General features: G+C 75.4%; 14 protein-coding genes and 1 pseudogene. 1 reads left to right on the top strand and 14 read right to left on the bottom strand.

What is annotated here, in order from left to right:
* Window positions 1-31 precede the first annotated feature (31 nt).
* From AMK13_RS33360 to AMK13_RS33390, 7 genes are all read right to left on the bottom strand, one after another.
* Window positions 32-4,984, bottom strand: a complete 4,953-nt coding sequence (locus tag AMK13_RS33360; RefSeq protein WP_074005397.1) for a non-ribosomal peptide synthetase — start codon at window positions 4,982-4,984, stop codon at window positions 32-34.
* Window positions 4,981-7,029: an ABC transporter ATP-binding protein gene (locus AMK13_RS33365; protein WP_074005398.1), complete on the bottom strand. Its 2,049-nt coding sequence runs from the start codon at window positions 7,027-7,029 to the stop codon at window positions 4,981-4,983. Before AMK13_RS33365 ends, AMK13_RS33360 begins: the two co-directional genes overlap by 4 nt.
* Window positions 7,026-7,256: an MbtH family protein gene (locus tag AMK13_RS33370; protein WP_074005399.1), complete on the bottom strand. Its 231-nt coding sequence runs from the start codon at window positions 7,254-7,256 to the stop codon at window positions 7,026-7,028. The genes AMK13_RS33365 and AMK13_RS33370 overlap by 4 nt, the downstream gene beginning before the upstream one ends.
* A gap of 67 nt (window positions 7,257-7,323) precedes the next feature.
* A complete protein-coding gene (gene dpgC, locus AMK13_RS33375; RefSeq protein ID WP_074005400.1) occupies window positions 7,324-8,625 on the bottom strand; it encodes a (3,5-dihydroxyphenyl)acetyl-CoA 1,2-dioxygenase DpgC in 1,302 nt (433 codons plus the stop codon).
* Window positions 8,622-9,305, bottom strand: a complete 684-nt coding sequence (gene dpgB / locus AMK13_RS33380; protein WP_049659703.1) for an enoyl-CoA-hydratase DpgB — start codon at window positions 9,303-9,305, stop codon at window positions 8,622-8,624. Before dpgB ends, dpgC begins: the two co-directional genes overlap by 4 nt.
* Before the next feature lie 20 nt (window positions 9,306-9,325).
* Complete coding sequence (dpgA, locus tag AMK13_RS33385) at window positions 9,326-10,471, bottom strand: 3,5-dihydroxyphenylacetyl-CoA synthase DpgA (RefSeq protein WP_074005401.1); 1,146 nt, start codon at window positions 10,469-10,471, stop codon at window positions 9,326-9,328.
* Window positions 10,468-11,838 (bottom strand): aminotransferase-like domain-containing protein, encoded by a 1,371-nt coding sequence (locus AMK13_RS33390; protein WP_074005402.1) that lies wholly within the window; start codon window positions 11,836-11,838, stop codon window positions 10,468-10,470. Before AMK13_RS33390 ends, dpgA begins: the two co-directional genes overlap by 4 nt.
* Before the next feature lie 942 nt (window positions 11,839-12,780).
* Between AMK13_RS33390 and AMK13_RS33395 the strand changes: the two are divergent.
* Window positions 12,781-14,754: pseudogene (locus AMK13_RS33395) on the top strand (M4 family metallopeptidase); the annotation flags it as partial.
* 194 nt (window positions 14,755-14,948) lie between these two features.
* Here AMK13_RS33395 and AMK13_RS33400 read toward each other — a convergent pair.
* The 7 genes from AMK13_RS33400 to AMK13_RS33430 form a co-directional block, all read right to left on the bottom strand.
* Window positions 14,949-15,734 carry an MHYT domain-containing protein gene (locus AMK13_RS33400; RefSeq protein WP_049659004.1) on the bottom strand — a complete coding sequence of 262 codons (786 nt, stop codon included), beginning with the start codon at window positions 15,732-15,734 and terminating at the stop codon, window positions 14,949-14,951.
* A 455-nt stretch (window positions 15,735-16,189) separates the two neighbouring features.
* Window positions 16,190-17,140: an SAM-dependent methyltransferase gene (locus tag AMK13_RS33405; RefSeq protein WP_074005439.1), complete on the bottom strand. Its 951-nt coding sequence runs from the start codon at window positions 17,138-17,140 to the stop codon at window positions 16,190-16,192.
* Window positions 17,137-17,760 (bottom strand): cysteine hydrolase family protein, encoded by a 624-nt coding sequence (locus AMK13_RS33410; protein ID WP_074005403.1) that lies wholly within the window; start codon window positions 17,758-17,760, stop codon window positions 17,137-17,139. The genes AMK13_RS33405 and AMK13_RS33410 overlap by 4 nt, the downstream gene beginning before the upstream one ends.
* Window positions 17,757-18,890 carry an isocitrate/isopropylmalate family dehydrogenase gene (locus tag AMK13_RS33415; RefSeq protein WP_241853145.1) on the bottom strand — a complete coding sequence of 378 codons (1,134 nt, stop codon included), beginning with the start codon at window positions 18,888-18,890 and terminating at the stop codon, window positions 17,757-17,759. Before AMK13_RS33415 ends, AMK13_RS33410 begins: the two co-directional genes overlap by 4 nt.
* Window positions 18,887-19,423 carry an EF-hand domain-containing protein gene (locus AMK13_RS46355; protein ID WP_074005404.1) on the bottom strand — a complete coding sequence of 179 codons (537 nt, stop codon included), beginning with the start codon at window positions 19,421-19,423 and terminating at the stop codon, window positions 18,887-18,889. Before AMK13_RS46355 ends, AMK13_RS33415 begins: the two co-directional genes overlap by 4 nt.
* A gap of 252 nt (window positions 19,424-19,675) precedes the next feature.
* On the bottom strand, window positions 19,676-20,548 hold the full coding sequence (locus AMK13_RS46155; RefSeq protein WP_074005405.1) for a hypothetical protein: 873 nt from the start codon (window positions 20,546-20,548) through the stop codon (window positions 19,676-19,678).
* Entirely contained in the window at window positions 20,535-21,059 is a 525-nt protein-coding gene (locus AMK13_RS33430; protein WP_074005406.1) for a SigE family RNA polymerase sigma factor, read from the bottom strand. The genes AMK13_RS46155 and AMK13_RS33430 overlap by 14 nt, the downstream gene beginning before the upstream one ends.
* Window positions 21,060-21,223 lie beyond the last annotated feature (164 nt).

Below are 21,223 nucleotides of genomic sequence, written 5' to 3' on the forward strand. Positions count from 1 at the left end.
ACCGGGGCCGCGACCCCTGCCCGCCGCCGCCTCAGCCGCCGTCCTTCTCGCCGTCCTTCGCGCCGTCCCCGCCGCCGAAGGCGGACTCGAACTCGTCGATGTCCTCCTGGCCCAGCGAGATCAGCGAGAAGTCCGACGGGGTGTGGCCGCCGGAGCCCTCGTCGGCGTGCCGCACCAGGCCCTCCAGCACCGCCCGCCAGCGCTCGGCGAGGTCCGCCAGTTCCGCCCCGCCGAGCAGCCCGGCCGGCGACTCCAGGACGAAGGACAGCTCGGGGCCCTCGGGCAGGTCCCGCGCCCGGCCGTTGATCTCCAGCACGTGCCGCAGCGGCATCGCCGGGTCGACACCGCCGGGCATCACGTGCTCGCCCGCCGACGTCCACGGCCGCCCACCGGCCGCGGAGCCCACCCCGGCGTCCGCGTCCGCGGAGCCCGCCTCCTCACCGGAACCGCCGAACCGGCCCAGGTAGTTGAACCCGATCTGCGGCGCCGCCAACGGCGCGAGCACCGACCGCGTGGCCGGGTTCGCGTACCTCAGCAGCCCGTACCCCAGACCGTCGCCCGGCCGCTGCCGCAACTGCTCCTTGACCCGCTTGATCAGCCGCGCCACGTCCTCCCCGCCCGCCCGGACCTCGGCCGGGTCGATCGGCCCGGTCTCCAGCCACACCGGGTGGACGGCGGTGAACCAGCCGAGCGTGCGCGTCAGGTCCATGTCCTCCGACAGCGGCACCCGGCCGTGCGCCTCCCGGTCGATGAGGAAGCCCTCCGGCACCGGCCTGCCCCGGGCGCGCAGCCACTCGCCGAGCGCCGCGGCCAGACCGGACAGCAGCACGTCGTCCACGCCCGCGTGGAAGGCGGCGGGCAGGGCCGCCAGCAGCGGCCCCGCGGTGCGCGCCGGGACGGTCAGCTCGGCGCGCGAGCGGCCGCCGCCCGCGGTGTCCACGCGCGGGTCGAGCGGCCGGTCGGCGAGCGGCTCCTCGACCCGGTCCACCACCCGCCGCCAGTCCGGCAGTTCGTCCACCGTCCGCTGCGCCCGGGCCCGCTCCGCCAGGGCGACCGCCCAGCGGCGGAACGACGTCGCCTCGGCGGCGACCGCCGCCCCGGCCGCGTCCGCGCCGCCGGCGGCCAGGGCCGCGTGGGCCAGGGCCAGGTCGGGCACCAGCACCCGCCAGGAGACGCCGTCGATCACCAGGTGGTGGGCCGTCAGCAGCACCAGGCCGCCGCGCCCGGCGCCGCGCTCCAGGAGCACGGCGCGCAGCATCACGCCGTCGCGCGGCGCGAGCGCGGCCTCGGCGGCGGTGGCCTGCTCGTCGACCAGCGCGTCCAGCCGCTCCCCGTCGAGGCCGGCCGCGTCCACCCGGCTCACCAGGTCCGCCGCGGCGACCGCCCAGGACGTGCCCGGCTCGGGCACCACCAGCTGCTCCTCGTCCTCCTCCAGCCGCGCCCGCAGCACCTCGTGCCGGTCGAGGACCGCCTGCAGCGCGTCCGCCAGCTGCCCGGTGGTCAGGCCGGGCGGCGCGGTCAGCAGCATCGCCTGGCTGCCCGCGCGGGCCACCGAGCCCGCCCGCCGCGCGACCTCGCGCATCACCGGGGTCAGCGGGACCGGGCCGTAGGGGACGTCCTCGGCGTGCTGCGCCTTCGTCCCGTCGACCGGCCCGGCCACCCGTGCGAGCTCCGCGGGCGTGCACAGTTCGAAGACCTGGCGCGGGGAGATCGCCAGGCCGGCCTTGCCGGCCCGCCCGGCCAGCAGCATCGAGGTGATCGAGTCGCCGCCGAGGACGAAGAAGTCGTCCTCCGGGCCGACCTGTTCGAGGTTCAGCACCTCGGCGAACAGCCGGCACAGCAGCTCCTCCGCGTCGGTGGCCGCCTCGCGTCCGGCCGCCCGGCCGGCGAAGACGGGCCGGGGCAGGGCGGCCCGGTCGAGCTTGCCGTTCGCCGTCACGGGCAGGGCCCCGAGGACGGTCACCGAGGCCGGGACCAGGTAGTCCGGCAGCTTCCCGGCGAGGTGCTCCCGCAGCGCCTCCGGGTCGAGGGCGGACTCGTCGCCGCCGGCCGGCACGGCGTAGCCGGCCAGCCGCTTGTGGCCGTCCTCGTCCTCGACCGCGACGACGAGCGCCTGGGCGACGCCGGGGTGCGCGGCGAGCACGGCCTCGATCTCGGCCGGCTCGACGCGGAACCCGCGGATCTTGAGCTGCTCGTCGGCGCGGCCGAGGAAGAGCAGCTGCCCGTCCGGGGTCCACTGCGCCAGGTCGCCGGTGCGGTACATCCGGGCGCCCTCGGGTTCGTCCTCGGCGGGGAAGGGGCAGGCCACGAAGCGCTCCGCGGTGAGTGAGGGACGGCCGAGGTAGCCGCGGGCCAGTCCGGCCCCGGCGAGGTAGAGCTCGCCGGTCATGCCGACCGGCACGGGCCGCAGGAAGGCGTCCAGGACGAACACCCTGGTGTTGTCCATCGGCCGCCCCAGCGGCACGGTGTCGGGCACCGCGTCCGGGTCGGTGAAGGGCAGCTGGGTGGTGAAGGCGGTGGTCTCGGTGGGGCCGTAGGTGGTGCGCACCACCATGCCGGGGTGGGAGCGCAGCAGGGTCCGTACGGCGTTCGCGGAGACGACGTCGCCGCCGGTGGAGACCTCGCGCACGCCGCCGAAGATGTGCGGGGCCTGCTCGGCGAGCACCCGGAAGTGCCCGGCCGTGGCGTGCACGTTGGTGACCTGCTGGGCCGCGATCAGCCGGCCGCGTTCGACGGTGTCGATGTCCCCGGGGGGCACCAGCACCAGCCGGCCGCCGTGCAGCAGCGTCGTCCAGATCTCGTAGGTGGAGGCGTCGAAGGCGTGGTTGGCCTGCACCAGCACCCGCTCCAGGGCCCCGCTGGACCAGCACTCGTCGAGGCAGAAGGCGAGGACGCTGCCGTAGGTCACCGCGACGCCCTTCGGCAGGCCGGTGGACCCGGAGGTGTAGATGACGTACATGAGGTTCTCCGGCCGGACCGGCACCGGCGGGAAGGCCCCGGCCTCCGGCTCCGCGTCCGTCTCCTCGGCGGGCTCCGCCGCCAGGCGCAACAGCTCGGCGGGGGCGAACAGTCCGGCGTCGGCCAGGCCCCGCCCGGCGTTGGGCGCGTCCACCAGCACGACGGCCGGGCCCGCCTGCGCCGCGACCGCGCGGAGCCGCCCGGCCGGGTGCCGGCCGTCCATCGGCAGGTACGCCGCGCCGGCCTTCACCACCGCCAGCAGCGCGGTGATCAGTTCGGGCGAGCGCTCGGCCACCACGCCCACCAGCGTCTCGGGGCCCACGCCGAGCCCGGCCAGCCGGTGCGCCAGGCGGTTCGCCCGCCGGTCCAGCGCGGCGTAGGTCAGCTCGGTGTCCCCGGCGACCACGGCCACCGCGGCGGGGGTGCGGCGCACCTGCCGCTCGAAGAGCTCGGCGAGGGTCGCCTCGGGCAGCTCGCGGCGGGTCCGGTTCCCGGAGCCGTCCAGGTCCCGCCGCTCCTCGCCGGTCAGCACGTCCAGCCGGCCCAGGGGCACGTCCGGGTCGGCCGCGACCTGGCGCAGCACCAGCGTCATCCGGTCGACGAGGCCGCGGGCGGTGCGCTCGTCGAACAGGTCGGGCCGGTAGTCCAGCCGGATCTCGGTGTCGTCGGCCGGCGTGACGACGACGGTCAGCGGGTAGTGGGCGGCCTCCTCGCCGCCGCCGGCCGCCACCCGCACCCCGGCGGGGCCGCGCCGGGAGACCCAGGCGGGCATCGGCGGCGGCTTCGACGTCCCGTCGGCGGGCGCGGGCGGCTCCGGGCCCGGCCCACGCCCCAGCGGGCCGCCGGCCTGCTCCCCGCTGCGCAGCGCGGAGCCGCCCAGGCCCTCGCCCGGGGGCGGGGGAGCGGCGGGCCGCTGCGCGCCGGGCGCCGCCGGGTCGGCGGCGGGGGCGGCCATCGGGCCGCGGGGGTAGTTCTGGAAGACCATCAGGGTGTCGAAGACCGCGCCCGGGCCGCCGGCGCGCTGGATCTCGGGCAGGCTCAGCTGCTGGTGGTCGAGCAGGGCGGCCTGCTGGTCCTGGAGGGCGGCCATGGCGGTGCGGAAGGGCACGGCCGCGTCCAGGCGCACGCGCACCGGCACGGTGTTGATGAACAGCCCGACCATCCGGTCGGCCTGCGGCACGTCGGCGGGGCGGCCGGAGACGGTCGCGCCGAAGACCACGTCCAGGCGGCCGGACAGCTTGCCGACCAGCAGCGCCCAGGCGACCTGGAAGACCCGGTTGAGGGTGACCCCGGCGTCGCGCGCGGTCTCCCGCAGCCGGTCGGTGAGGTCGTCGCCGATCCGGTCGATCACGTGCCGGAGCATCACCGGCGGGCCGCTGCGGTCGGCCGGGCCCACCAGGGTGGGCTCCCCGGTGCCGGCCAGCATCGCGCGCCAGGCCGCGCGCGCGGCGTCGGTGTCCCGGCGGCCCAGCCAGGCGAGGTAGTCGCGGTACGGCGGCACCTTGGGGAGCACCGAGGGGTCGCCGCCGTTGTCGTAGATCCGCCACAGCTCGTCGAACAGGATCGGCAGCGACCAGCCGTCCATCAGGATGTGGTGCATCGTCACCACCATCCGGTACCGGTCGGGGCCGGCGCGCAGCAGCAGCACCCGCAGCAGCGGGGGCAGGCCGAGGTCGAAGCGCCGGGCGTCGGTCGCGGCCAGGGCGCCGGCGCGGGCGTCGGCCTCCCGCTCGTCCAGTGCGCCGAGGTCGGCGTACGTCCACGGGATCCGCACGCCCTTGGCGATCACCTGGACGGTGTCGCCGGCCGCGCGGGAGCGGAAGCCGGCCCGCAGGCTCGCGTGCCGGTCCAGCAGCGCCTGCCAGGAGGCCTGGAGCACCTCGGGCCGCAGTTCGCCGTCGAGGTTGAGGACCCGCTGCCCCACGTACACGTCCCGGGGCGCGTCCTGGTCGTACGAGGCGTGGAACAGCAGTCCCTCCTGCAGCGGGGAAAGCGGCCACACGTCCTCGACCGTCAGCTGGCTCATCGTGCTCTCCGTTCGGGTTGGTCGGGCCGTTCGGGTCGGTCGGGGCCGGCCGCCGCCTGGGGCGGCGGCAGCAGGCGCAAGGGGCCTCCGCCGGGCGGCAGCGGGGGCGGGGCGCCGTAGCCGTCGGCCGGGTCCGGCCCGGCTTCGGGGCGCGGCGCGGGCGGGTCGGCGAACTGGGTGCGGTAGAGCTCCGCGTACAGGCCGCCGGCGTCGACGAGCGCGGCGTGCCGGCCGCGTTCGACCACGCGCCCGTCCTGGAGCACCAGGATCTGGTCGGCCTCGCGGATCGTGGACAGCCGGTGCGCGATCACCAGGGCGGTGCGGCCGGCCAGGGCCGTCCACAGCGCCTTCTGCAGGGCCGCCTCGGACTCCGAGTCCAGGTGCGCGGTGGCCTCGTCGAGCACGACCACGGACGGCTTCTTGAGCAGCAGCCGGGCGATCGACAGGCGCTGCTTCTCGCCGCCGGAGAAGCGGTAGCCGCGGTCGCCGACGACGGTGTCCAGGCCGTCGGGCAGCGCCGCGACCACGTCCCGGACCTGCGCGGCCTCGCAGGCCTCGACGAGCTCCGCCTCGGTGGCGTCCGGCTTGGCGTAGAGCAGGTTGGCGCGGATGGTGTCGTGGAACAGGTGGGCGTCCTGGGTGACCATGCCGACGGTGTCGCGCAGCGAGGCCAGGGACAGGTCGCGCACGTCGACGCCGCCGATCCGCACGGTGCCCCCGGTCGGCTCGTACAGCCGGGCCACCAGCTGGCTGACGGTGGTCTTGCCCGCGCCGGAGGGCCCGACCAGCGCGGTCAGCCGGCCCGCCGGGGCGCGGAAGCTCACCCCGCGCAGCGCCTGGGCGGTGCCGGAGCGCTCCGGGGCCGGCAGCGACAGCGTCTCCAGCGAGGCGAGGGAGACCTCCTTCGCGGCCGGGTAGCGGAACGAGACGTCCTCGAACTCGACCTCCGGGGCCCGGCCAGGGCCCGGTACGGGCAGGGCGACGGCATCGGGCCGCTCCACGATCAGCGGCTTCAGGTCCAGCACCTCGAAGAGCCGGTCGAAGGAGACCAGGGCGGTCAGGTAGTTCGACTGCAGGTTGGAGAGCTGGTTGATCGGGCCGAAGAGCCGGGCCAGCAGGGTGGCCAGGGCCACCAGGGTGCCGATCTGGATGCTCCCGGCGACCACCAGCTCGCCGCCGACGCCGTAGACCACCGCGGTGGCCAGCGAGGCCAGCAGCGTCACCGTCACCAGCAGCATCCGCGCGTAGACGGAGGTGACCACGCGCACGTCCCGCACCCGGGCCGCGTTGCCGGCGAACCGGCCGTCCTCGCGCTCGGGCCGCCCGTAGAGCTTGACCAGCAGCGCGCCGGCCACGTTGAAGCGCTCCTGCATGAGCGAGCCGAGCTCGGCGTCCAGCTGCATCGAGGTGCGCAGGTTGCGCTGCAGCCGCCGCCCCACGACCCGGCCCGGCAGCACGAACAGCGGCACCGTGACGAGCACCACCAGGCCGATCAGCCAGGACAGGTAGAAGATCGTGGCGACCACCAGGCAGAGCACCAGCAGGCTGGAGAGCACGTTGGACAGCAGCACCGTCACCGCCTGCTGGGCCTCCATCACGTCGGTGTTGAGCCGGCTCACCAGCGAGCCGGTCTGGGTGCGGGTGAAGAACGCGAGCGGCTGGCGCTGCACGTGCCGGAAGACCTCGGTGCGCAGGTCGTAGATCAGCCCCTCGCCGATGCGCGCCGAACTGCGGCTGACCAGGAAGCCCACCAGGGCCTGCAGCAGCGCCAGGACCGCCACCGCGACGGCGGCGCCCGCCACCACGGCCCGGTCGCGCGGCACGATGCCGCGGTCGATGAGCTCCTTGAACAGCAGCGGCGTGGAGACGGTGATGAGGGCGTCGACCACGGTCAGCGTCAGCAGCGCCACGATCTGCCGCCGGTAGGGCCGCAGGTAGGGCAGGATCCGCCGGGAGGTGCCGGGCCTGACCTGCCCCCGGGCCGGCTGCGTCCCGTCGCCGGGGGTCGCCCGGATGGTGATCAGCGGGCCCGGGCCGCTCGTCATGGCGCGACGACCTCCCTGCCGTCCGGCGCCGCGGCCGTCGGGGCCGGCGGGCGCTGGTCGGTCCAGACGCGGTCGACGTACGCCAGGCACTCGTCGCGGGAGCCCCGGCCGCGGGCGATCCGCCACCCGGCGGGCACCTGCGCGAACCCGGGCCACAGCGAGTACTGGCCCAGGGGGTTGACCAGCACGAGGTAGGAGGCGTCCGGGTCGTCGAAGGGGCTGGTCATCTCGGTCTCCTTGTTCGTTCGGGTGCCGCCCGCCGGGGCGGCGGGGGAGGGCAGCGGCGCGGCGCTCTCACCCGGAGGGCCGGGCCGTGAAGCGGCCCGCCTTGCCGAGCACGTCCGCCGCGCGGATGCGCAGCGCCTGCTGGACGGCGAACTCCGCCAGGTAGGCGCGGAAGCCGTCCGCCGGTTCCAGGGCGAGGTTCACCATGCGGCGGTTGGCGGTGACGGCCGGGTCGCGCAGCAGCTCCAGGGCCCGCTCGACGGCCCGGTCGAGGTCCGCCGGGTCGACGACCTGGTCGACGAGCGTGCGGGCCTCCGGGTCGCTCGCGCGCACCCGCCGCCCGCCGAGGATGATCTGCCGGGCCAGCCGGGGGCCGGTCACCGCGGGCAGCCGGAAGTCCGCCGCGCCCGGGACGATCCCCTCCTGCGCGGCCGGCAGGCTCAGGTAGGCGTCGGAGGCCGCGAGCACGTGGTCCACCGCGAGCAGCAGCTGCATGCCGCCGCCGATCGCGAAGCCGTCCACCGCGGCCACCCACGGCATGTCGGTGAACGGGTAGCGCCAGGACGCGTCGTCCGTGCGCAGCCCGAGCAGCAGCTTCCTGAGGTAGCCGAGCTCGCGGCGCAGCAGGAACCCGACGAGGGTGATCTCGCCCGCGTGCAGCCGCTTGAGGTTGATCCCGGCGCTGAACACCCGGCGCCCCGCGTAGCGCGGGTGGGTCATCTCGCCGCCCCGGATCAGCCCGATCTCGCAGCCCTCGTCCAGCAGCGCGAGGTCGACCGCGGTCTCCATGTCGTCGACCTGCTGCTCGTCCTCGGCGTTGAGGCGGTCCCCGGCGCACATGGTGATCCGGGCCACCCCCGCGCGCCGCTCCAGCCGGGTGCTGTCCATCCGCACCACCCCGGTGGCCCGGAACTCCCCGAGCAGCTCCAGCGCCCGCCCGGTGGGCCGCAGCATGGAGTCCATCAGGTGGCCGCCGGCGGCCGGGCCGCGCAGCACGCCGCGCAGCAGGACGCCCAGGTCGATCTCGTAGCCGAGGCGCTCGGCGACCGGCAGGGCCCGCTCCGCGCGCAGCTGCGCCGCGGTGGGCACCAGGTTCGGTACGGCGCGGGCGGCGCCCTCCACCAGGGCGTCCAGCCGCGGGCGCAGGGTGCGGCCCGCGGTGATCCGGTCGTAGAGCTCCTCGGCGTGGCGGTCCAGGAAGGCGGTGCGCCGCGCGCGGCCGGCGTCCAGCTCCCGCTCGGCGCGCTCGCGCTCCTCGCCGGTGCGCGGCCCGGGCGCGGGGAACGGGGGCAGCAGCCGCGCCGCCCGGTCGAGCCCGTCCGCGGCGCGCTCCCGTACGGCGGCGGGCGCCCGCCCGGTGGCCGCGCTCACGCCGTCACCCCGTCCGGGGCCCGGGTGCGCCGCAGCGCGCGGTCGCAGGCGGCCAGGTGCGGGCCGAGCGCGTCCTCGAAGCTCATCCACTGGGCGTCGAAGGCCAGTTGGCGGCGGATCGCGAGTTCGGGGCCGGACAGGCGGCGCAGCAGCCGGGCGGCGGCCGCCAGGGTGCGCCCGGGGTCCCGGCTCACCTGGTCCACCAGGCACCGCTCCAGGGCCTCGCGGGCGGTGATCGGCACCCCGAAGAGCACGGTGCGCCGGGCGCGGGCCGGTCCGAGCTGCTGGACCAGCCGGTAGCCGGCCATGCCCGGCCAGACGGCCTGCCCGTGGAAGGACGGCAGCAGCCGCAGGTCCGGGGCCGCCACCCGGACGTCGGCCGCCAGCAGCAGGTCCAGCGCGACGCCGCCGCACTCCCCGCTCGCCGCCGCCAGGGTGGGCAGCCGCAGCCGCTCGAAGCGCCGTACCGCCCGCTCCCACTTCGTGACGGCGGCGGTGTCGCCCGCCTTCGCCACCGCCTCGCCGTCGGGGGCGCCGGACAGGAACAGGGTCGCGGCGTCGGCGCCGGCGCTCTCCGCCTCGTCGCACAGGGCGCCGAGGGCGGCGGTCAGCTCGGCCGAGATCTCCCGGCGGCCGTCCACGTGCAGCACGGGGCCCTCGGGCAGGGCGTTGACGGGCATTGCGGTCTCCCTTGGTCGGTTCACCACTGGATGAGCGCGGACTCGATCGTCGAACCCGGCCCCATGGTCATCAGCACGCCGTAGTCGCCGTCGCGGACCACGCCCTCCCGCAGGAGCCGGTCGTAGGAGAAGAGGAACGAGCCGCTGGAGACGTTGCCGAAGTCGCGCAGCACGGTGATGGTGTGCCGCAGGTCGTGCCGGGTCAGCCCGAGGTTGACGGCGACCGCGTCGATGACCTTCTTGCCGCCGGAGTGCACCAGCCAGTGCGCGACGTCGTCGCGGCGCAGCGAGGTGCCCGCCAGCAGCCGGTCGACGACCCCCTCCACGTGCGCGCCGACCAGGTAGGGGACCTGCGGGTCCAGGAAGAAGCTGAAGCGGCCCTGGTCGCGGTCCCAGTCGTAGCGCATCGCGTCGATCGCGTCGACGATGGTCACGCTCGCGGTCCGCAGGATCCGGGGCCCCTCCAGCCGGCGGCCGGGCCCCTCCTCCTCGGCCTCCTCGTCCTCGGCCCCCTCCGCCGGGCGGCGCCCGTCGTTCACCGGGTCCGCCACCACCGCCACCGCCGCGGCCCCGTCGCCGAACAGGCTGTTCACCACGGCCGTGCGCATCGTGGCGTCCATCGTGTACGCGGCCGAGCAGGCCTCCGAGCAGACCATCACGGCCAGCCGGCCCGGGTTCGCCGCCGCCCAGTTGCCCACCACCGCCAGCGCGTTGAGCCCGGCGTTGCAGCCCATGCCGACGATGTCGGCCCGCGCGGTGTGCCAGTCCATGCCCAGCTCGCGGATCAGCAGCGCGCTCAGCCCCGGCGTCAGGAAGCCGGTCGAGGTCACGCAGCACAGGTACGCCACCTCCGACAGGTCGGCCCCGATCCGCTTGAGGCACAGCTGCAGCGCGTCCGCCCCCATGCTCACGGCCCACGCCTTGTGCTTGTCCAGCAGGTCGCCCTGGCTCTCCCGGAGCCTGGTGCCGTCCGGCGCCGCCGGCGGCAGCACCAGCGAACGCTGCCGGATGGAGCCCAGCAGGAACACCGAGCGCACCCGGCGGTCGGTGATCCCGAACAGGTCCAGCAGCTCCTCCTGGGAGTAGTGCTCGGGCGGCACGGCGGTGCCCACGCTCACGATGCGCGGGACCGTGGCGGCCGGCGCTCGGTCCAGGGCCGTGGTCATGGTGCGTCACTCTCCGTTCCGGGTACCGGGCACGTCGCCACCGTGCGTCCACCACCGCGCGCCCCACCGCCGCGCGTCTCCTCACTGAGCGTCTCCACGAACCGCACCAGCCGCTCGACGCCCTCGACCACCTGCCCGGGCGTCAGGTAGCTGATCGACAGCCGGATGTCCCGCTCGCCCCCGCCGTGCGGATGGAAGAACTCCATCGGCGTCCAGATCACCCCGAACTCCCGGGCCGACCGCTCCAGCGCCGCCGTACCGGTCCGGAAACCGGTGCGCAGCGTGAGGAAGAAACCGCCGTCGGGCCGGTTCCAGCCCACCCCCAGCTCCCGGCGCCGCCGCTCCGGCAGCCACCGCTCCAGCTGCGCGAGCGTCGCGGCCATGCTGCGCCGGTAGTGCTCGGCCGCCCGCGCGTTCAGCACCGACAGCCGCCCGTCCGAACCCAGCAGCGCACCCGCCGCGGCCGCCTGGCTGAGCGAGGACGTGTTCACCGTCACCATGCTCTTCACCTTCGCCAGGTCCCGCGCCAGCAGCCGGATCCCGCCGCGCCCGTCGCGCACCTCCTGGTCGGCCACCACGTAGCCGACCCGCGCACCGGGGAACACCGTCTTGGAATAGGTGCCGAGCTGGATCACGCTCCTCGACGTGTCGAGCGCCTTGAGCATCGGGCACCGCGGCCCCGGGCCGCTCAACCGGTAGGGACTGTCCTCCAGGACGAGCAGACCCTGGCGCCCGGCCAGCTCCAGCAGCCCGGTACGCGTCGCCAGGTCCAGCGTCGACCCGGTCGGATTCGCGTGGTCCGGCACCACGTACACGGCCCGCGGCCGGCGACCCGCCGCACGCTGCGCCCGCACCGCCGCGTCCAGGTCCGCGACCACCAGCCGCCCGTCACGCTCCGGCACCGCGACCACCGGGATGTCCAGCAGCCGCGCGGCCCCCATGATCCCGACATAACAGGGGGTCACGAGCAGCAGCACGTCCTCGGGCGTCGCGAACAGCGCGCGCAGCACCAGGAACATCGCCTCCTGCGCACCGACCGTCACCACGATCGCCTCGGGCGCGACCTCGAACCCCTCGTCCTGCCGCAGCGAGTACGCGATCAGCTCCCGGATCTGCCCCGCCGCCGGCCCGTACTGGTAGAAGCCGCTGCGCACTTCGGCCGGCCCCGCGCCCCGGCTCTCCAGGTAGGCCGCGTACCGGCGCAGGTAGGTGTGGACCTCCTCGACCTCGAAGAATCCGTCATAGGGGCGGCCCGGCGCGAAGGACACCGCGTCCGGGTAGCTGGACGTGATCTCGTTGAGGAAGTTCATCCGGTCGAGAACCGGGTCTTCGATGCTCGAGTGCAGCGTGGTCGAATCGAGCACCATGGTGCCCGCCTTTCCGTGGACGAGCCGCCGTGCGGCACCCCGTCGGACGGCGGATGCCAGGGCTCGCGTGAAGGACGCGCGGCAGGGCGACGGTGCGGCGGCGCCCCGTGGGCGGATCGCCGGTACCGTCCTCCCGCGTTCGAACATCGGTCGGTCTCGACGTCGGTCTCATGGCGGCCCCTCGGACGGGCCCACGGGCTCCGGCGGCGCCACCGCGGGCGCACCGTCCGAACGGCGGCGGCGCGGTGCCCGCACGCGAAAACCGCCGTCGGGCACCGGGCCGAAGGCGGCGTGAGGGGGTACCGAGATCCCAGCACGCCCTGTCGCCGCTTTCGCACCGGCCGCGGTATCCGACGGATATCCGGAGCACAGGGCCCTGTCTGCTGTTTGTCCTCGTTCCAGTACGCGCCCCCGGGCGAGGGGCTGTCAAGCGCTGTGGGTTTCCGCCCCGTCACAGCCTGCTACCGGATTCCTGGTCCCGCCGCCGTGCCCGCGGCCCCGGCGCCGACCGGCCCGCCTCCGCGCCCCCGCGGCGCCGGGCCGCCCGGGGCGCCGCCGGGAGAGGGCCCGGGGCCCGACGGCCGGGCGGCCCCGGAGGCCCGCCCGCCGGTCCGGCCCACCGCGGCCGGCCCGCCCCGACCGGTCGCCGTCCGATCATGGCCCGTCACCTGACGTGGTCTCAACCACTGGGACAAAAGCCCAGGTTGGCGCCGAACCGGACCGCCCGGCTTGACGGAATTCGCCAACCCCCCGCCCCGCGCGCACCGGGCATTGACCCGAGCATGACGCCGTGTGAGTGTTCGGGCACCCGAGCGCGGACGGCCCGCACGGCCGTCCCCCGGATACGGCTGCGCGGCGCGCCACCAGCCCCAGCCGTCCGCGGTCGAGGACCCCCACATGCGAGGAGCCTCGATGCAACGCAGAGTCACCGCAGGCAGGTTGCTGACCACGGCGACCACCCTGACCGTGCTGGCCGGCATGATCGCCGCCGCCACGGGCCCGGCCACCGCCGCGCCCACCCCCTCCCCGGCGCCGCCGAGCGCCCTGGCCGCCGCCGTCAACGCCGCCGACGCCGTCGCCGCGGCCGGACTGGACGCGCTGGCCAAGGGCCCGGGCGAGACCTACGAGCGCAAGACCGTCACCCCCTGGCTCGGCGGCCTCTACTCCGTCTCCTACGAGCGCAGCTACCACGGCCTGCCCGTGGTCGGCGGCGACGCGGTCGTCCTCGCCGACGCCCAGGGCAAGGTCCGCGCCCTGCAGTCCGCCGCCACCGGCCCCGTCGGCGGCTCGACCGCCCCGCAGGTCAGCGCCGAGCACGCCGAGAAGACCGCCCGCACCAAGCTGGCCGCCGTCGACTCCGTCGAGTCCCGCCGCCTGGTCGTGCGCGTCAAGGACGGCACCGGCCGCCTGGCCTGGGAGACCGTCCTCACCGGCCACAAGGGCAGCGCCCCCAGCCGCCTGCACGTCTTCGTGGACGCCACCACCGGCGAGGTCGTCGACAGCTACGACGACGTGCGCGCCGGCACCATCAACAGCGAGTGGAACGGCCCCGCGCCCGTCACCATCAGCACCACCAACTCCGGTGGCTCCTACTCGCTGCGCGACCCGAACCGGCCCGGCCTGTCCTGTTCCGACTACAGCACCGGCCAGGTCTTCTCCAAGTCCAGCGACTCCTGGGGCACCGGCAGCGCCTCCAGCAAGGAGACCGGCTGCGGCGACGCGATGTTCGCGGCCCAGAAGGAATGGGACATGCTCCGCGACTGGCTCGGTCGCAACGGGCACAACGGCAACGGCGGCAGCTGGCCGGTCAAGGTCGGCCTCAACGACGTCAACGCCTACTGGGACGGCAGCACGATATCCATCGGCCACAGCCAGGCCAACAAGTGGATCGCCTCCATCGACGTCGTCGGCCACGAGTTCGGCCACGGCATCGACCAGTACACCCCCGGCGGCGCCAACAACGAGTCCGGCCTGGGCGAGGCCACCGGCGACATCATGGGCGCGCTGACCGAGTCGTACGCCAACGAGCCCGCCCCGTACGACTCCCCGGACTACACCGTCGGCGAGATGATCAACCTGGTCGGCAACGGCCCGATCCGCAACATGTACAACCCCTCCCTGGTGAGCAACAACCCCAACTGCTACTCCTCCTCCATCCCGCAGACCGAGGAGCACGCGGCGGCCGGCCCGCTCAACCACTGGTTCTACCTGCTGGCCGAGGGCTCCAACCCCGGCGGCGGCAAGCCCACCAGCCCCACCTGCAACAACTCCTCCGTCACCGGCATCGGCATCAAGGACGCCGGCCGGGTCTTCTACGGCGGCATGCTGCTCAAGACCAGCGGCATGACCTACAAGCGCTACCGCACCGCCACCCTGACCGCCGCCAAGAGCCTCGACCCGACCTGCACCTTCTTCAACCGGGCCAAGGCCGCCTGGGACGCCGTCAGCGTCCCCGCCCAGAGCGGCGACCCCACCTGCTCCAACAACGGCAGCAACGACTTCTCGCTCTCCCTCGGCCCGGCCTCCGGCTCCGCCCAGCCCGGCGCCTCCACCACCTCCACGGTGAGCACCGCCGTCACCTCCGGCACCGCCCAGACCGTGAGCCTCACCGCCTCCGGCCTCCCGGCGGGCGTCACCGCGAGCTTCAACCCCTCATCGGTGCAGGCCGGTTCCTCCTCCACCCTGACCCTGTCCGCCGCCTCCAGCGCCGCGACCGGGACCTACCAGATCACCGTCACCGGCACCGCCGGCGCCACCACCCACACCGCCCAGTACAGCCTCACCGTCGGCGGCGGGGGCACCCCCAACCCCGGCGGCACCTGGACCGCCGGCACCACCTACCAGGCGGGCGACGTCGTGACCTACAACGGCGCCTCCTACCGCTGCCTCCAGGGCCACACCGCCATGGTCGGCTGGGAGCCGCCGAACGTCCCGGCGCTGTGGCAGGCCGTGTGACCCGCACGCGCTGACACCCCGTGAAGCCGCTGCGCCGCGGCCCGTCGAGGGGGACGGGCCGCGGCGCAGCCGTACGCGCGAAACGCCCCGGGGGCGGCCCGTTGTCCGGGCCGCCCCCGGGGCGTCGGTGCCGTGCGCGCGGCACGGCGGGCCGGTCAGGCGCCGCGGTCGAAGAGCTTGACGCGCAGCGGCTCCCGGGCCGGTACGTCGACCGGGTCCTGCGGGGAGAGGGTGAGGACGAACCCGCCGATCGCGATGACGGCCATGATGGCGACGGCGAGCGGGACGACGAACTGGGAGGCGGGCAGGCCGGCGGGCAGGAGCCGGTCGTCCAGCCGGACGGAGACGGAGGCCATCCCGGTGTAGTGCATGGCGGTGACCGCGACCCCGGCGATCAGGGAGGCGACCAGCGAGGCGGCGAAGCCGGTGATGTTGAGGGTCATCCACAGCGCCGCGGTGGCGGCGGCCACGGCGATGGCGATGGAGACGGCCACCAGGACGGGGTCGTAGGAGACCACGCCCTGGACCTGCATGGCGGCCATGCCGAGGTAGTGCATGGCCGCGACACCGCAGCCGGTGACGGTGCCGCCGATCAGCAGGGAGGCGAGCGTCCTGCGGCGGTAGCCGACGTACAGGACGCCGGCGCCGACGACGACGATGGCCAGCAGGAGGCTGCCGAGGGTCTCGGGGACGCGGTAGACGACGGACGAGCCGGTGACGGCGAAGCCCATCATCGCCATGAAGTGCATGGTCCAGATGCCGCAGCCGAGTTCGACCGCGGACAGCAGCAGCCACCCCAGGCGGCGGGCCGGCGGCAGGGTCAGGGCCCGTACGGTGCAGCGCAGTCCGAGCGCCGCGCCGGTGCAGGCGATGAGGTAGGACAGGACCGGGTTGATCCAGCCGTAGTGGAACCCGTCGATGTGGGCGGTGTGGGGATGCATGGTCACCTGGAGTGCGTTCGTGCGGGGGGACGGGCGGAACGCGCTTCTGCCCGGGCCGGTGCGGCGACTGCGGGGGCTGCCGGTCCGGCCGGGGATCAGGATCCGATTCCTGAAGGATCGTATAGCGACGAACAGTTTCCGCGAAATCGACAACCGGGTGAACCGATGAGGATCGGTCAGGTGAATCCGCCGACGTCCGGCATTTCCCGGCACCCCCGCCGGTCACGCGGGGATCGGTGAAGTCCCTTGCCATGCAGCGGAATTGATGTGGACCCGGGCCCCGGACAAGGGCGGCGCGAGGCGGCGGAATCCATGATCGACATTACGTCGAGTAATGCGGTTTTCGCAGCGGGTGCATCCTTTTCCCTTTCGGAAAACCCCTTGGATAATCCCGCCCGTCCGGCGGGGGAGACCCCCCGCCGAACGGCAGGGAATACCGCGGAATGCCGCGGAATTCAGCGGCGGCCCGGGATGCCGCCCGGGACGCCGCCCGGCCGACCGCGGCGGGCGGCGAAGACCCAGCGGTTGGCCGCCAGGGCGTCGTCCGGCTCCGGCGCCGGACCGCGGCCGTGCAGGGCGGTGAAGTCGTACGGGCTGCGCACGGCCACCGTCCAGCCCAGGCGGGTGAGTTCCGCGGCGGAGTCGGGGCGGGGGCCGGCGTCGAAGAGGGCGCGCAGGTCGATGCCGAGCCGCTCCCGGGCCGCGACGTACGCGGGGGCCGTGCGCACCGCCGGCGGTTCGGCGGCCACGTCCTTGAGCTCGTACGCCAGGGTGCTGCCGGGCGCGCTGAGCCGGTGCACGGCGGCCATCAGCCGTCGCTCGGCCTCGGCGGGGAGGTAGAGCAGCAGCCCCTCGGCGAGCCACGCGGTCGGCTCCGCCGGGTCGAAGCCGCCCTCCAGCAGCGGCCCGGCCCAGTCGCCGCGGAGGTCGGCGGCCAGCGGGCGGCGCTCGGTGGCGGGGGCCGCGCCCGCCGCGTCGAGGACCGCCCGTTTGAAGGCCAGCACCTGCTCGGTGTCGATCTCGTGGAGGACGCGGCCGGGCGGCCAGTCGAGCCGGTACGCCCGGGAGTCCAGGCCCGCGCCCAGGATGACGACCTGGCGCGTGCCGGCCCGCGCCGCGGCCAGCAGGTGGTCGTCCAGGACGCGGGTGCGCAGCCCGAAGTAGCGCCCGAGGCGCCCCCACAGCGGGTCGGCCTCCGCGTCGGGGACCTGGTCGGGGTGGAGGGGCCAGTGCGCCGAGGCGGGGGAGGCGCGCACGAAGTGCTCGGCGAGCGGGTCGCGGGCCAGGGCGTCGGGGCGGTGGGTCTCGATGGCGCGGGCGGCCGCCACCAGCAGGGCGGTGCGGCCCACTCCGGAGGCGACGCCGTGCGCCGCGGCCGCGGCCGTCCCGTCCTCCGGTCCGGTCAGGGCGTGCACGGGTCCTCCTCGTGCACGGGCGCCGTCCACGCCGCGGGGTCGTCGCCGGTGGTGGTGCGGGCGCCGTACAGGACGCGCATGAACCGCAGGACCTCGTCGTGGGGCAGGTGCAGGGAGGTGGTGCAGTCCGTCAGGACGGTGATGTGGAAGCCCTTCTGGAAGGCGGTGCGGGCGGTGGAGTCCACGCAGACGTCGGCGTAGAGGCCGGCGAAGACGAGGTGCCCGGTGCCGCCGGCGCGCAGGTGCTCCTCCAGGCCGTCGCCGAGGAAGGCGTCGAAGCAGGCCCGTTTGGTGAAGACCCGCTCGCCCGGGGCCGGGGCCACCCCGTGGAACCGGGCTCCCCAGGTGCCCTCCAGGCACTTCGGCCGCTTGCCCAGCCGCCGGTCCCGCGCGCGCCAGGCCGCGCCCTGGTGGGCGGTGTCGCCGAGGAAGCGGACGAACACCACCTCCACGCCCGCGCGCCGGGCCAGGTCCACCGCCCGGACGCTGTTGGCGACCACGGCGTCCAGGACGGCGCCGTCGCCGCCGAACCGGGCCCTGGCCAACGGCCCGGTGCAGAAGTCGTTCTGCAGGTCCACCACCACCAGGGCCGTTCCCGTCCGGGCGCTCACGGCCCGCCCACCGGGGCGGTGGATCCGGTGGGCGCGTCGGGCAGGTCGAGGACGTCGACCAGCGCGTCGACCACCGCGGTGGTGGAGTGCCGGCCGCCGAGGTCCGGGGTGTGCACGCCCTTGTCGTCCAGGACGGCCAGGGCGGTCTCGACCGCCCCGACGGCGCCGGGCACCGCGGCGTGCCGCTCGGCGACGAGGGCCGCGGCGCGCAGGGTGGCCACCGGGTTGACCAGGTCGCGCCCGGCCAGGTCGTCGGCGGAGCCGTGCACGGTCTGGTACTCCACCAGTCCGGCCGCGCCGGGGCCGAGGTACACGTTCTCCGTGCAGCGGCTCTCCTGCCGCTGGGCGCCGAAGCGGTCCAGCAGGACCACGTGCATGATGTCGGCCCACTCGTTCCCGGCGATCAGCAGGGTGCGGTCCGGCAGGCCGTGGGTGATGAGGTTGCGGTTCACGGTGTCGGGCTGGAACACCTCGATCCGTATGCCCAGCCGCTCGGCGATGTCGGCGACCCAGGCGTCGAACGCGCCGTCCAGGAGATGGAACTTGTAGGCCATGACGATGCGGTCGATCCGCCCGTCGGGCCATTCGCGCCGGGCCCGCTCCAGGGCGTGGCGGACGACGGCCTCGGTGGTCTCCCGGCTGAAGGCCATGGTGCGGACGACCTCTCCCGGGGTGTGCCGGTTCTCCCCGGTGTAGAAGCCCTGGGCCTGGTCGCGGACCAGGAGCAGTGACGTTTCTCCTTCCCGTAACAGGTCGACCTTGACGGCGCGCAGGCGGTGGCGCACCAGGTACAGGGACTGGGCGTTGATCGCGGTGCGGAAGACGGCCGTGGTGCCGGCGTCGGCGAGGTCTCGGCAGAACCGCTCGTAGTGCTCCGCGTCCTGCCCGGTCAGGTCCTGGATCCCGGCGGGGCCGGCCAGCGAGCGCAGCGAGACGTAGGAGTGGTAGAGGCGCGGGGAGCGGACGATCCGCACGCCCGTGGGGCGGGCGGCGGTGAGCACCCGCAGGACGCGTTCGAAGACGGCGGCGAGCTCGGGGCCGGTGCCCCGGCCCACCGCCAGCCCGATCGCGGGCTGCCCGGCGACGGGCACCGGCGCCGGGCCGGTGCCCTGGTGGGCGGCCGGGGTCACCGGGCCGTCCCGGGGACCAGGCGGTCGCCGGGGATGCCGGCCTTCTCGGGGCGGTAGTAGTCGCGGATGCCCTCCGCCCAGACGGCGACCGGGACGCGGTCGCCGTCCACCGGGCCGAACGCGTCGAACAGGGCCGTGGTGTTCCGGTGGTCGAACCCGATCGCGGTCATCAGGGCGAGGAAGTCGGGGCGGGTGACCAGGCCGTCGCCGTCCGGGTCGCCGAGCTCGGAGAGCGCCCGGGCGAACTCGTCGATGGTGGCGTCGAAGCGCTCCGGGTCGAGCACGACGGCGGTGAACTCCTCGGGGCTGATCCGTCCGTCGCCGTCGGCGTCCAGCTCGGTCACCAGCGTGCGCCAGTAGCGCTGCAGGGCGTCGAGCAGCCGGTCCCTGGCCTCCTCGTCGGCCTGGGGGAGCGCCGCGACGACACGGCTGCCCATCAGGTCGAAGTCGGCCGGTTCGATGGCGCCGTTCCCGTCGGCGTCGAACAGTGAGAACACGAGCCCGACACGGTCGGTGGCTGCGGTGGTGGGCATGGCGGTACACCTCGGTCTTCCGGACGAAGGGCGCCGGGCCCGTGCCTCGGCGACCGCTCCACTATCCGGTCCCGGCCCGGCCGTCGGCGCGCGAAGTACGGCCGGACCACCCGATCGTGGGCAATGCGCCCGCGCGCGCATGACGGGCCGGTCGGTTGGACAGATAGTCAGGCTGGCTCGTGCGACGGCCCGCAGCCGCCGCCGGGATGCCGCCCGGCCCCTCGCGCGTGGCGAGGGGCCGGACGACGGGGCCTACGGCGTTGCCGCCCGGCCCGTGGGGCCCGGCGAGCGGCTGCCCGGCGGGGCGGAGCGGACGGAGTCGAAGGCCTGCCGCGCCTGGCGCACCGTCGGGTCGGAGGCCTGCCGCAGGCAGGCCGTCACCTCGACCACCGCGGCGGGGCCGTCGCGGTCGATGGCGCGCAGGCCGGTCAGCTCGCGGTCGCCGCCGAGCGCCGCGCACTCCTTGTCGAGGGCCGTGTCGCCCAGCCCGGACGGGTCCGGGCCGAGCTTCTCGGCCAGCCCCTGGTCGTCCACCAGCCGGAACGCGAGGACGGCGCCGTCCACGGCCAGCCGCCCGGCGAGCGGGCAGCGGGCCGCGACCGTCGCGCACGACGGGGACGCCCCCAGCGGCTGGGTGCCGAGGTAGCCGAACCGCTCCCGGGGGTCGGCGCTCGACGCGGCCAGGGCGTGCCAGTTCACCGGCGGGTCGAGGAGCATCTCGGGCAGCCGGGGGAAGAAGACCGTCGCCCCGCTCCCGGCGGACGGTTCCCCCGGCACCGTCGGGGCGGGCGAGACCGACGGGGCGGGCGCCGCCGCCGGGGGCGACAGGACCGGGGCGGACACGGAGCCCGCGGGCCCCGTCGCGGCCCCCCGCACCGGTGCCGGCGCGAGCGCGGGCGCGGCGGCCAGCACGGCGGCGGTGAGTCCGGCGGTGAGGCCCGCGGCGAGCCCGGCCGCCCGCCGGCGGCGCCTGGACCGCTCGACCCGGGCGAGGACGCGCTCCATCCGGTCCTCCGGCGAACCGAGGGCGGGGACGGCCCGGTGGAGCAGGATCCGCAGCTCCTCCTCGTCGTCGGGCCCGCCGTCACCCGGACCGTACGGGTCGAGCAGGTCAGCGCCGTTCACGGGGTCCCCCGTCCAGCAGGAGTTCCCGGGCCGGCAGCCGGCCGCGCAGGCCGGCCAGCGCCCGGTGCGTCTGGCTCTTGACGGTGCCCGTGCTGCAGCGCAGCACCTCGGCGGTCTCCTCGACGCTGAGGTCCTCGAAGAAGCGCAGCACCACCACGGCCCGCTGACGCGGCGGCAGCGACCGCACCGCCTCGGCGACCACCCGGCCGAGCACCACCCCGTCGTACGGGTCCGGGCCCGGCGGCGGCTCCGGCAGTTCGCCGTGCGGCAGCTCCCCGGTCCAGCGCCGCCGCCACCAGGAGACGTGGCAGTTCACCAGGACCTTCCGCAGGTACGCCTCGGGCCGGTCGGGGGCGATGCGCGTCCATTTGGGCCAGACCTTGGCGAGCGCCGTCTGCAGCAGGTCCTCGGCCTGGTGCGGGTCGCCGGTCAGCAGCCAGGCGGTGCGCAGGAGCTTGGGCCCGCAGGCGGCGACGAACTCCTCGAAGTCCGGCGGTGTCGCGTTCGTCATCCTGCCGTCGTCCCCGCCATGGTGTCCGTGCCGTTCCCGTCTGCCGTGGCGGCCGCCCGGGCCGCGTGTTCGTTCTTGCTCTCACGGCAGCTCGACGCGTCGGGGGGCGGTTCGGGTTGCCTGCGGGCGCGGACCCGCGATCCGGTCCGGGAGTCGGCCCGGCG

This window comes from Streptomyces sp. CB02056 (genome assembly GCF_001905545.1).
GTDB lineage: Bacteria > Actinomycetota > Actinomycetes > Streptomycetales > Streptomycetaceae > Kitasatospora.

Excerpts from the sequence above, each read along its gene's own strand:
- AMK13_RS33390 (WP_074005402.1), bottom strand. The coding sequence starts at position 11,838 with ATGGTGCTCGATTCGACCACGCTGCACTCGAGCATCGAAGACCCGGTT.
- AMK13_RS33430 (WP_074005406.1), bottom strand. The coding sequence starts at position 21,059 with ATGACGAACGCGACACCGCCGGACTTCGAGGAGTTCGTCGCCGCCTGC.
- AMK13_RS33360 (WP_074005397.1), bottom strand. The coding sequence starts at position 4,984 with ATGAGCCAGCTGACGGTCGAGGACGTGTGGCCGCTTTCCCCGCTGCAG.
- AMK13_RS33370 (WP_074005399.1), bottom strand. The coding sequence starts at position 7,256 with ATGACCAGCCCCTTCGACGACCCGGACGCCTCCTACCTCGTGCTGGTC.
- AMK13_RS46355 (WP_074005404.1), bottom strand. The coding sequence starts at position 19,423 with ATGCCCACCACCGCAGCCACCGACCGTGTCGGGCTCGTGTTCTCACTG.
- dpgB (WP_049659703.1), bottom strand. The coding sequence starts at position 9,305 with ATGCCCGTCAACGCCCTGCCCGAGGGCCCCGTGCTGCACGTGGACGGC.
- AMK13_RS33365 (WP_074005398.1), bottom strand. The coding sequence starts at position 7,029 with ATGACGAGCGGCCCGGGCCCGCTGATCACCATCCGGGCGACCCCCGGC.
- AMK13_RS33400 (WP_049659004.1), bottom strand. The coding sequence starts at position 15,734 with ATGCATCCCCACACCGCCCACATCGACGGGTTCCACTACGGCTGGATC.
- dpgA (WP_074005401.1), bottom strand. The coding sequence starts at position 10,471 with ATGACCACGGCCCTGGACCGAGCGCCGGCCGCCACGGTCCCGCGCATC.